Origin of the sequence: Caulobacter sp. 17J65-9 (assembly GCF_010975005.1) — a bacterium.
In the GTDB taxonomy this organism is placed as follows: Bacteria; Pseudomonadota; Alphaproteobacteria; order Caulobacterales; family Caulobacteraceae; genus 17J80-11.
In genome coordinates, this window is the sequence record NZ_JAAIVC010000037.1 from 17,700 (window position 1) to 27,066 (window position 9,367).

The following is a 9,367-nucleotide window of genomic DNA, read 5'->3' on the forward strand; positions in this document are numbered from 1 at the left end:
CCTGACGCCCCCTTACTTTTTGCCCGCGGCCCGTCAGTGTGGGCCGTTCTTCAAGGAGCGCTCCGCGTGAACCCGTCCCGTGACGTCGTCTGCTTCGGCGAGGTGCTGATCCGCCTCACGGCGCCGGGAGCCGAGCTTCTGCTCCAGTCCAAGCGGCTGGACGTCTGTTTCGGCGGGGCGGAGACGAACCTGGCGGTGTCCCTGGCCCGCTTCGGCCACCGCGCCGGCGTCGCCAGCATCCTGCCCGACAACGCGCTGGGGCGCGCCGCCCTGGACGAGCTGCGCCGCTACGGCGTCGACACCTCGGGCCTGCGCTTCGCCGAGGGGCGCATGGGCCTCTACTTCCTCCAGCCCGGCGCGGTCCTGCGCCCGGCCGAAATCACCTACGACCGCGCGGGCTCCGCCTTCGCCGAGGCGCCGGCCGACCTGATCGACTGGGACCGCGAACTGGCCGGCGTGCAGTGGCTGCACCTGTCGGGCGTCACCCCGGCGGTCGGCCCGAACTCCGCCGCCGCGGCGCTGAACGCCGTGGCCGCCGCGCGCCGCCAGGGCGTGAAGGTCTCCTTCGACGGCAACTACCGCGCCAAGCTCTGGGCGGCCTGGAAGGGCGACGGGCCGGCGATCCTCAAGGAACTGATGGCGAACGCCGACCTGGCCTTCGTCGACGACCGCGACATCGCGCTCGTGCTGGGCCGCGCCTTCACCGACGAGGACCCGGCCGCGCGCCGTAGAGCCGCCGCCGAGGCCGCGTTCGACGCCTTCCCGCACCTGCAGCGCATGGCTTCGACCTTCCGGACCACCCACGGCGTCGACCACCACGAGCTGTCGGGCGTCATGTTCACCCGCGGGGGCGGGGAGGTGCGCACCGGTTCCTTCCATCTGACCGGCGTGGTCGACCGCATCGGCGGCGGCGACGCCTTCGCCGCGGGCCTGATGCACGGCCTGCTGTCGGGGATGGACGACCGCGCGGCGCTGGACTTCGCGGTGGCGGCCGGCTGCCTGAAGCACTCCGTCCCCGGTGATTTCAATCTGGTCGGCGTCCCGGAGGTCGAGGCGCTCCTCGCCGGCGGCGGCCTCGACGTCCGGCGCTGAGCACCTCCCCATGCCCAAGTCCGTATTCACCGACGCCTACCGCCTGCTGATCGAGGACCTGGTCGCCGCCCGGCGCGCCAAGAAGGTCAGCCAGGCCGAACTCGCCTCGCGCCTCGCCAAGGTGAAGTCCTTCATCGCCAAGGTCGAACGCCGCGGCCGCCGTCTCGACGTGCTGGAGTTCTGCGCCGTCTCGCGCGCGCTCGGCTACGACGAGTCCGAGCTGCTGGCCCGCGTGGTCGCCAGGCTGCCGCGCGAAATCGAGATCTGATCGCTTCATCTGATCGCTTCAGGCACGAAGCTTGCTCGCCTCCCCGGCGAAACGGGGTTGCGACGAGGAAGCGTGCCAGAATGAAGGATCGGACGATCCGCCGGCTCTCGGCCCTGCAGAAATCGGGATCGAGCGCGCGCACGCTCAATCTGGCGGCCATCAGCCGGCGCCACGCCCACGATCCGGCGCTCGCCGCCGCGCCGTTCTTCCGCAATCCGCTGCTCAGCCGCTGCATCGTCGTGAAGCACCGCCTGCGCGCCAACGAGCAGGACGCCTTCTGCGGCTACCGCTCGCAGGCCACCAAGGTGCTGCTGCCGATCGACACCCGCGAGCTGCGGCTGGGGGCGCAGTACTTCTTCGTCGGCCAGAAGGACATGGACGCCGTGCTGGAGCAGGCCTTCGGCGCGGGCCTGCGCTCGGGCGAGCACGATCGCCACATGCTGGAGCTGCTGGACGGCCTGCCGTCGCTGGATCCGTTCCTGCTGCGCGACCACCTGCGCCGCCACGGCTTCGAGCCGGCCGCGGCCTATTTCGACATCTCCGAAGCCGACATGCGGCGCATGTTCGGTTTCGTGGAGGCGGAGCTCTCGCCGCTGGTGCGCCTGTCCCAGGACGCCGACGGCGGCCAGGCCTTGCATGCGGGCCGGCTGGTCGACAAGCTGCTGTCGGCCAACCCCGACCTCGACTTCGAGCCGCTGCGCGACACGCTTCGGCTCGAGGACCGCGAGTACCTGGACGGCCTCTTCGCCTGGCGCGGCTTCCTCTACTACAAGTGGCTGCTGCACCATCTGGAGACCGACGTCTCGCGCGTGCTGGCCTCGATCGGCCAGGTGCGGGCGCGCCCGGGGCGCGACGCCGAGGCCCTGGCCTATGTCGGCCCGGCCCGCCAGCGCATCCAGCTCTCGGTGCGCCGCGGCTGGGACAGCGTCCGCTCGCTCATCTCGGTCTACGACAAGGCCTACGCCGGCCTGGTCCGCAGCGGCCGGCCCCAGACCTTCCGCGATTTCCTGCTGACCGCGCCCGGCATGTTCAGCCGCCTGGGCGAACAGCTGGGCGCCATCCAGCACGTGGTCAGCTTCTGGAGCTATCGCTTCCCGGAAGGCTCGTCGCCGACCGTCGACGCCCTGGACCTGATGGACGTCTTCCTCGACTTCGAGGACAGCCTCGCCTTCGCGCGCGCGCCGCTGGCTTTGACGGCGGCCTGAGAGGCCTTGTCGCGCCGCGAGCGTGGCTATATGCAGAATATACGTTTCGTATATTTGAGGGCGACCCGTGGGCATCGTGAACATCGAGGACGAGCTGCACGAGCAGCTGCGCCGGGCCAGCAAGGCGTCCTACCGCTCGATCAACGGCCAGGCGGCGTTCTGGATCAGGATCGGTATGCTCTGCGAGCTGAACCCGGACCTGACCTTCCAGGAGCTGGTCGCGCGCGAGCTGAAGTCGGCCGGCGTCGACGCCCCTGATCTCGCGGCCGTTCCATGACCAAGACCCCGGCCGAGGTCGAGCTGATGGCCGACGCGGGGCGCCTGCTGGCCTCGGTCTTCGCGCATCTGGACACCCTGCCGCTGGCCGGCATGAGCACGCTTCAGGTCAACGACCTGGTCGAGGCCTTCATCGTCGGGCGGCTGGAGGCGCGGCCGGCCAGCAAGGGCCAGTACGGCTACGGCTTCGTGCTGAACAGTTCGAGGAACGAGGTCGTCTGCCACGGCGTGCCGTCCGCGGACGAGGTCCTGCGTGACGGCGACATCGTCAACTTCGACGTCACGCTGGAGAAGCACGGCTTCATCGCCGACTCCAGCAAGACCTACCTGATCGGCAATGTCGGGCCGACCGCCCGGCGGCTGGTGCGCGCCACCTACGAGGCCATGTGGCAGGGCATCCGCGCCGTGCGCCCAGGCGCACGGCTGGGCGACATCGGCCATGCCGTCGAACGCCACGCCAAGCGCAACGGCTATTCGGTCGTGCATGACTACTGCGGCCACGGCATCGGCCGCGAAATGCACGAGGCCCCGCAGGTCCTGCACTTCGGACGGCCGGGCACGGGCCTCACCCTGCGCGAAGGCATGGTCTTCACCATCGAGCCCATGCTGAACCAGGGCCGCCGCACGGTCCGCACAGAAGACGACGGCTGGACGGTGGTCACGTCGGACGGAAAGCTCTCCGCCCAGTTCGAACACACGGTCGCCGTCACCCGCGACGGCGTGCGCGTGCTGACCCTGCGCGCGGAGGAGGGCAGGGCGACGGCGTAGGCGGGGGGGGGGCGCTCGGGGTGAGGTCTCGATGTCCGCTTTCGACCCAAAGCGGACATTCGCCTTCCGCCCCATTACGGCTAAGCTTCTCCGGTTGGGGGCTGTCGTGAGCAGAATGGTGAAGCCAAGTGTAGCGGCGGGTGGTGTGTTGGTCATGGCGGTCGCCGCGGCGGCATTCGCCTACGCCGGGGGCGGAAGCCTTTCCGGCGCCGCACATGGTTCGCCCGCTACCAGCGCGGCGGTCCCACCAAAGTCGGAGCAGACGCCGGTCGCCGCGCCATACGAAGACTCCGCGGCTGGCGCACTGGATCGCGAGTTGCCCCGGTTCCTAGGTGAAACGCGCAACGACTACTCCGCGAACCAAGGGCCGGTTTCCGACCAAATCATCGAGCGGATCTCCTTGCCCGACGAACCTGTCAGGCTGCGCGACGGGAATTGGCTGATGCCGGGCTGCCAACCGCACAATTGCGACGCCAAGGCGGTCGTCTTGGTCGACCCGCGCGGCGGCGTCCTGGCTGCCGCAATGTTGGGCGCCGCCGGGAACGAGGTCTGGGTGTATGTGCCGGACGCGCCCGAAGCCTCTGGGGACGTCCATGACATAGGGCAGTGGTCGGCAGCGACGCCGCACCGTCGGACCAAAATCACTCGGTTGCCGAAGGCTCCGGGCTAGTCGGCGGAGAATGCCCGCTTCCAGGTTCCGCCTGTTGCGGACCACGAGGGGCCACTTTACGCAGAGGCCATGACCTTTGTGATTGGTGTTCGGGTGCGAGTGTCGGAAGGGCACTATTGGGCGAGCGGCGCGACGGGGACCGTTGCTGCTTGGCCGAGCTTCGCCGCGGAGCTCGGGCACGGGACTCTGATCGACGAAACCGTGAAGCTTGTGCCGACGCGCAGCGGATCGATGCGGACGCTTTGGATCATCTTCGACGAGCCGCAATTCGACGTTGACGGAGACGGGCCTTACGCTGAGGCCGAGATACCGGCTTCTGCGTTGGTCGTTTGGACGCAGCAGTAGCGGACCGACCCAGCGGAAATTCCCCACTCACCCCGCCGGCGCGATCGTCATCTCCGCCCGCAGGCGCAGCGGCTGGTCGACCGGCACGGCGTAGGGCGTTCGGCCGGGGAAGGCGCAGGTCTGCATGCTGAGCTCGCGGCGCAGCACCCATTTGGTCAGCGCAGCGCCCTGGGCGCGGCAGGCGAGAGTGACCTTCCAGTTCGGCAGGCCCTCGCCCTTCGGCCAGGCGAAGGTCATGGCCTGGCCGGCCGTCAGCAGGGCGTTGGTCGGTTCGACCGGCTTTCCGTCGGAGGTGAAGCTCAGCTTGTCGTTGTGCACGAAGCGCACCGAGAAGCCGCTGTACTCCTTCTCGTCGTCGGTGCCGGCCAGGGCCAGGCCCGGCTGCAGGGCGGTCAGGGTGGTGTCGAAGGAAAGCTTACGCACCCCGTTCGCGGTCGGCCGCACGGTGACGGTGGTCAGCTCGGCGAACAGCGGCTCGCGCTCGCCGCCCGCGGTGGAGACCCATTCGGACCGCACCGTCAGCTGCCCCGTGCCGTCGGGCAGGCCGACGAAATGCGAGCCCTCGGTGTCGAACTCCACGTCCTTCATCACCCAGGTGTCGCCGATCTGCTGACCGTCCTTCAGCACGCGCCGCCAGGCCCAGTAGACCCCGCGCTGGTGCAGGTGGTCGGCCGGCCGGTTCTCGGTCAGCACCGTACCGTCGGGGGCCAGCAGCGGATGGACGAAGTTCAGCCGCCAGGCCTCGGCGGCGGGATCGGCCGCCGTCCGGTAGAACAGCACCGGCGCGCCGTCCTCGACCAGCTGGACGCCGCCGTCCCCCGGCTGCGCGTCGATCCGCCCGGCCCAGGCCGGGGCCGCGAACAGGGCGGAAGCCGCGAGCAGGGCGGCGGTGAAGCTGAACGGACGCATGCGGTGTCTCGCGTGGTAACCGGTGTCATTTCCAGCATAGCCGTTCGGACGGCCGGGACCAGCCGGAACTCGCGCCCCGGTCTCGCCTGTTCTCGGGCGGGAGCCGCGCATGAAGCTCGTCGTCTTCGGCCTGACCATCAGTTCCTCGTGGGGCAACGGCCACGCCACCCTGTGGCGGGGGCTGGTCCGCGCCCTGGCCAGCCGCGGCTGCAAGGTGGTGTTCTTCGAGCGCGACGTCGCCTGGTACGCCCAGCACCGCGACCTGGCCGAGCCGCCCGGCGCCGAGCTGATCCTCTATTCCGACTGGGGCAGCGTGCGGGGCCTGGCCGAACGGCACGTGCGTGACGCCGACGCGGCCATGGTCACCTCCTACTGTCCTGACGCGCGCGCGGCCTCGGACCTGGTCTGCGAGCGGGCGGTGCAGGCCCTGTTCTACGACATGGACACCCCGGTCACCCTGTCGCGCCTGGAGGCGGGGGAGGCGGTCGACTACCTGCCCGCGCAAGGCCTGGACGCCTTCGACCTGGTGCTGAGCTACACCGGCGGGCGCGCCCTGACCGAATTGAAGAAGCGCCTGGGCGCGCGCCGCACCGCGCCGCTGTACGGCCACGTCGATCCTCAGACGCACCGGCCGACCGCGCCGCGCGAGCGTTTCCGCTGCGCCCTGTCCTACCTGGGCACCTTCGCCGGCGACCGCCAGGCGACGGTGAAGACCCTGTTCGCCGAGCCGGCGCAGCGGCGGCCCGACCTGCGTTTCGTGCTGGGCGGCTCCGGCTACGGCGCGGACTTTCCGTGGTCGGACAATATCTGGTTCATGGACCACGTCGCCCCGCCCGACCACGCGGCCTTCTTCTCCTCCTCGGCCCTGACCCTGAACGCCACGCGGCGCGACATGGCGGCCATGGGCTGGTGCCCGTCGGGGCGGCTGTTCGAGGCGGCCGCCTGCGGCACGCCGGTGCTGAGCGACGCCTGGGAGGGGCTGGACAGCTTCTTCACCCCCGGCCGCGAGATCCTGATCGCCAACGACGCCGACGACGCCCTGGCCGCGCTGGACCTGGGCGAGACCGAGCTGGCCAAGGTCGGCCGCCGCGCCCGCGAACGCGTGCTGGACGAGCACACCTCCAGCCGCCGCGCCCATGAACTGCTGACCCTGCTGTCGTCGCGCACCTCAGGCCCTGCCGCCGAGACCGGCCTGGCGCGGGGGCTCTAGAGCATGTGGGGCATCGTTCCCGCCGCCGGCCAGGGCACGCGCATCCAGCCGCTGGCCTTCTCCAAGGAGCTGTTGCCGGTCGGCGTCCGTCGCGAGGGCGCCGCGGAGCGCCCGCGCGCCGCCAGCGAATACCTGCTGGACCGGCTGGAGCGGGGCGGGGCGACCAAGGTCTGCTTCGTGATCGCGCCGGGGAAGACCGACATCCTGCGCTACTACGGCGCACGCGTCGGCGGGCTGGACCTCGCTTATGTGGTCCAGCCGGCCCCGGCCGGCCTGTGCGACGCGGTGTTCCGGGCCCTGCCGCTGATCCACCCGGACGAGCCGGTGGCGGTCGGCCTGCCCGACACCGTCTGGTTCCCGGAAGACGCCCTGGCGCGCCTGCCCGACGACCGCCTGGCCTTCCTGCTGTTCCCGGTCGACCGGCCCGAGAACTTCGACGCCGTCCTGACCGACGCCGACGGGCGGGTGCTTGAAATCCAGGTGAAGTCGCCCGACGCCCAGACCCGCTGGGTGTGGGGCGCGTTCAAGATGCCCGGGCGGGTGTTCCATGCGCTCCACGCCCTGTGGCTGGAGCGCGACCGCGAGGACGAATACTTCGGCGGCCTGATCAACGCCTGGATCGCCGACGGCGGCGAGGCGGTCGGCGTCCCGGCCGGAACCCGCTACGTCGACGTCGGCACGCTGCACGGGTATCGCGAGGCGTTGAGCCTTCTGGCCGATGTCTCTCCTTCTCCCCTTGCGGGAGAAGGACGGAGCCCGCGCGCCGGAGCGTAGCGGAGGCCTGCGCGGGAGGATGAGGGGTCTCACCCCGGCCGGCCGGACCTGCTCGAATAACGTGGCGCCGTCGCGAAACCCCTCATCCTCCCGCGCGGACCTCCGGCCCAGGGGCCTCCGGTGCGCGGGCTCCGTCCTTCTCCCGCAAGGGGAGAAGGATCAGTTCAGCGTCATCCCGCACCCCGCCAAGTGTCCCGCCAACTCCGCCCGCACCCGCGCCAGCCCCTCGGGGCTGTCGGCCTCGCAGCGGCAGGTGAGCTTGGCCTCGGTGCCCGACGCGCGCAGCAGCCACCAGCCGTCGGCGGTGTCGATGCGCAGGCCCAGCGCCGGGTCGAGCTTCGCGCCGGCCCCGTTCAGCCGTTCCGCCACCGCCGCCACCACCGCCGCCTTGCGCGGCTCGGGGCAGGGCAGCCGCAGCTCCGGGGTCGAGAAGGCCGGCGGCAGGCCGTCGCGGAAGGCGGTCAGGTCCCGGCCCTGCGACACGGCGAGGAGCACCCGCACGGCCGCATAGAGTGCGTCGTCCACGCCGTTCCAGTCGGCCCCGAAGAAGACGTGGCCGCTGAGCTCGCCCGCCAGGGCGGCGTCGTGGCGGCGCATGGCCTCGCGCACCAGAACGTAGCCCGACGGCGCCATCTCGGCCCGGCCGCCCGCGCGCGCCACGCCGTCGAACACCACCCGGCTGCACTTCACGTCGGCCACCACGGTCGCGCCGGGCCGGGTCTCCAGCAGGTCCTGGGCCAGGAACAGCAAGAGCTGGTCGGCCCACACCGTGCGGCCCTTGGCGTCGACCACGCCGATGCGGTCGCCGTCGCCGTCGAAGGCGAGCCCCAGGTCGCAGCCCTCGGCCACGACCAGTTCGGCCAGGTCGGACAGGTTGGCCTCCACCGCCGGGTCCGGATGGTGGTTCGGAAAGCGCCCGTCCACCTGGGCGTGGATCACCCGGTGCTCGCCGGGCAGTCGCGCGACCAGCCGCTCCACCGCCGGCCCGGTCGAGCCGTTGCCACAGTCCCAGGCCACCTTCAGCGGGCGCACGCCCGCGGCGGCCTGCGCCAAGGCGGCGACATAGGCCGGCATGACCTCGGCCTCGCAGGCGCGGCCGCCCGGGGCCTCGCGCCCGGGCCTGACGACCAGGGCCTGGAGCGCCGCGCCATGCACCCGCTCGCCGCCCATCATCAGCTTGAAGCCGTTCTCCTCGGCCGGGTTGTGCGAGGCGGTGACCATCACCCCGCCGTCCAGGCCCCGCGCATGCACCGCAAAGGCCAGCATGGGCGTCGGCCCCAGGCCCACGCGCTCGACCTCCATTCCGCCTTCGACAAGGCCGGCGACCAGGGCCCGCTCCAGCCGGGGCGACGAGGTGCGCCCGTCGCGCGCCACCCCGATCCGCACCAGGCCCAACTCGCGCGCGGCCTGCGCATAGGAGCGGCCCAGGGCCTGCGCCTCCGCCTCGCCGAAGTGCCGGTCGACCACGCCGCGCACGTCGTAGGCGCGCACCGCCTCGGCCGCGATCCGGGCCGTGCGGGAAGGGAAGGGGGCCGCCGCGCGATCGTCCATGACGCCTCCGCACCGTACGCGCGGGAACAGCCGCCGCCGGGGTCGGGCCGCCAACCTCAGGCGCGCGACGCGAGTTCCGGAACGCGGCGCCGGAACCGCCACGGCCGCCCGCGTCTTGTCAGCCGGCGCCGCCCGAGGGCTTCCCGTGACGCGTCTCGCCAAGCTCCAACCCGCCGCATCGCCCGACAGCCTGCTGGACCGGTTGGCCGCCGGAGCGGTAGTGGCCGACCGGCTGGCCCTGGTGGCGGCTCATCCCGACGACGAGACCCTGGGCCTGGGCGGGCGGCTGGACCGAATGG

General features: G+C 71.5%; 11 protein-coding genes. 9 read left to right on the plus strand and 2 right to left on the minus strand.

Translation table 11 applies throughout. The features are described from left to right. Nucleotides 1-66: 66 nt before the first annotated feature. The 7 genes from G3573_RS08230 (at nucleotide 67) to G3573_RS08260 (ending at nucleotide 4,624) form a co-directional block, all read left to right on the plus strand. Nucleotides 67-1,092 carry a sugar kinase gene (locus G3573_RS08230; protein WP_163260606.1) on the plus strand — a complete coding sequence of 342 codons (1,026 nt, stop codon included), beginning with the start codon at nucleotides 67-69 and terminating at the stop codon, nucleotides 1,090-1,092. A gap of 10 nt (nucleotides 1,093-1,102) precedes the next feature. Then, a complete protein-coding gene (locus G3573_RS08235) occupies nucleotides 1,103-1,360 on the plus strand; it encodes a helix-turn-helix transcriptional regulator (protein WP_163260607.1) in 258 nt (85 codons plus the stop codon). Nucleotides 1,361-1,440: 80 nt separating this feature from the next. Then, complete coding sequence (locus G3573_RS08240) at nucleotides 1,441-2,565, plus strand: hypothetical protein (RefSeq protein WP_163260608.1); 1,125 nt, start codon at nucleotides 1,441-1,443, stop codon at nucleotides 2,563-2,565. Nucleotides 2,566-2,632: 67 nt separating this feature from the next. Further along, the gene (locus tag G3573_RS08245) at nucleotides 2,633-2,842 is read left to right on the plus strand and encodes a ParD-like family protein (RefSeq protein WP_163260609.1); all 210 of its coding nucleotides are present in this window, start codon (nucleotides 2,633-2,635) and stop codon (nucleotides 2,840-2,842) included. Continuing rightward, nucleotides 2,839-3,609 (plus strand): type I methionyl aminopeptidase, encoded by a 771-nt coding sequence (gene map / locus G3573_RS08250; protein WP_163260610.1) that lies wholly within the window; start codon nucleotides 2,839-2,841, stop codon nucleotides 3,607-3,609. The genes G3573_RS08245 and map overlap by 4 nt, the downstream gene beginning before the upstream one ends. A 31-nt stretch (nucleotides 3,610-3,640) precedes the next feature. Beyond that, a complete protein-coding gene (locus G3573_RS08255; protein WP_163260611.1) occupies nucleotides 3,641-4,279 on the plus strand; it encodes a hypothetical protein in 639 nt (212 codons plus the stop codon). Between the two features lie 69 nt (nucleotides 4,280-4,348). Beyond that, nucleotides 4,349-4,624 (plus strand): hypothetical protein, encoded by a 276-nt coding sequence (locus G3573_RS08260; RefSeq protein WP_163260612.1) that lies wholly within the window; start codon nucleotides 4,349-4,351, stop codon nucleotides 4,622-4,624. A 27-nt stretch (nucleotides 4,625-4,651) separates the two neighbouring features. Here the strand turns inward: G3573_RS08260 and G3573_RS08265 are convergent, their stop codons facing one another. Beyond that, on the minus strand, nucleotides 4,652-5,533 hold the full coding sequence (locus G3573_RS08265; protein WP_163260613.1) for a DUF6807 family protein: 882 nt from the start codon (nucleotides 5,531-5,533) through the stop codon (nucleotides 4,652-4,654). 109 nt (nucleotides 5,534-5,642) lie between these two features. Here G3573_RS08265 and G3573_RS08270 point away from each other — a divergent pair, with 109 nt between their 5' ends. Together G3573_RS08270 and G3573_RS08275 are read left to right on the plus strand one after the other, a co-directional pair. Further along, on the plus strand, nucleotides 5,643-6,743 hold the full coding sequence (locus G3573_RS08270) for a glycosyltransferase (RefSeq protein WP_163260614.1): 1,101 nt from the start codon (nucleotides 5,643-5,645) through the stop codon (nucleotides 6,741-6,743). A 3-nt stretch (nucleotides 6,744-6,746) separates the two neighbouring features. Then, a complete protein-coding gene (locus G3573_RS08275; protein WP_163260615.1) occupies nucleotides 6,747-7,517 on the plus strand; it encodes a nucleotidyltransferase family protein in 771 nt (256 codons plus the stop codon). Nucleotides 7,518-7,676: 159 nt separating this feature from the next. Here the strand turns inward: G3573_RS08275 and G3573_RS08280 are convergent, their stop codons facing one another. Continuing rightward, nucleotides 7,677-9,068 carry a phosphomannomutase/phosphoglucomutase gene (locus G3573_RS08280; protein WP_163260616.1) on the minus strand — a complete coding sequence of 464 codons (1,392 nt, stop codon included), beginning with the start codon at nucleotides 9,066-9,068 and terminating at the stop codon, nucleotides 7,677-7,679. Nucleotides 9,069-9,367 lie beyond the last annotated feature (299 nt).

Coding starts and splice junctions, on each gene's coding strand:
- G3573_RS08270 (WP_163260614.1), top strand. CDS start 5,643: ATGAAGCTCGTCGTCTTCGGCCTGACCATCAGTTCCTCGTGGGGCAAC.
- G3573_RS08240 (WP_163260608.1), top strand. CDS start 1,441: ATGAAGGATCGGACGATCCGCCGGCTCTCGGCCCTGCAGAAATCGGGA.
- G3573_RS08265 (WP_163260613.1), bottom strand. CDS start 5,533: ATGCGTCCGTTCAGCTTCACCGCCGCCCTGCTCGCGGCTTCCGCCCTG.
- G3573_RS08235 (WP_163260607.1), top strand. CDS start 1,103: ATGCCCAAGTCCGTATTCACCGACGCCTACCGCCTGCTGATCGAGGAC.
- G3573_RS08255 (WP_163260611.1), top strand. CDS start 3,641: ATGTCCGCTTTCGACCCAAAGCGGACATTCGCCTTCCGCCCCATTACG.
- G3573_RS08260 (WP_163260612.1), top strand. CDS start 4,349: ATGACCTTTGTGATTGGTGTTCGGGTGCGAGTGTCGGAAGGGCACTAT.
- G3573_RS08280 (WP_163260616.1), bottom strand. CDS start 9,068: ATGGACGATCGCGCGGCGGCCCCCTTCCCTTCCCGCACGGCCCGGATC.
- G3573_RS08275 (WP_163260615.1), top strand. CDS start 6,747: ATGTGGGGCATCGTTCCCGCCGCCGGCCAGGGCACGCGCATCCAGCCG.
- map (WP_163260610.1), top strand. CDS start 2,839: ATGACCAAGACCCCGGCCGAGGTCGAGCTGATGGCCGACGCGGGGCGC.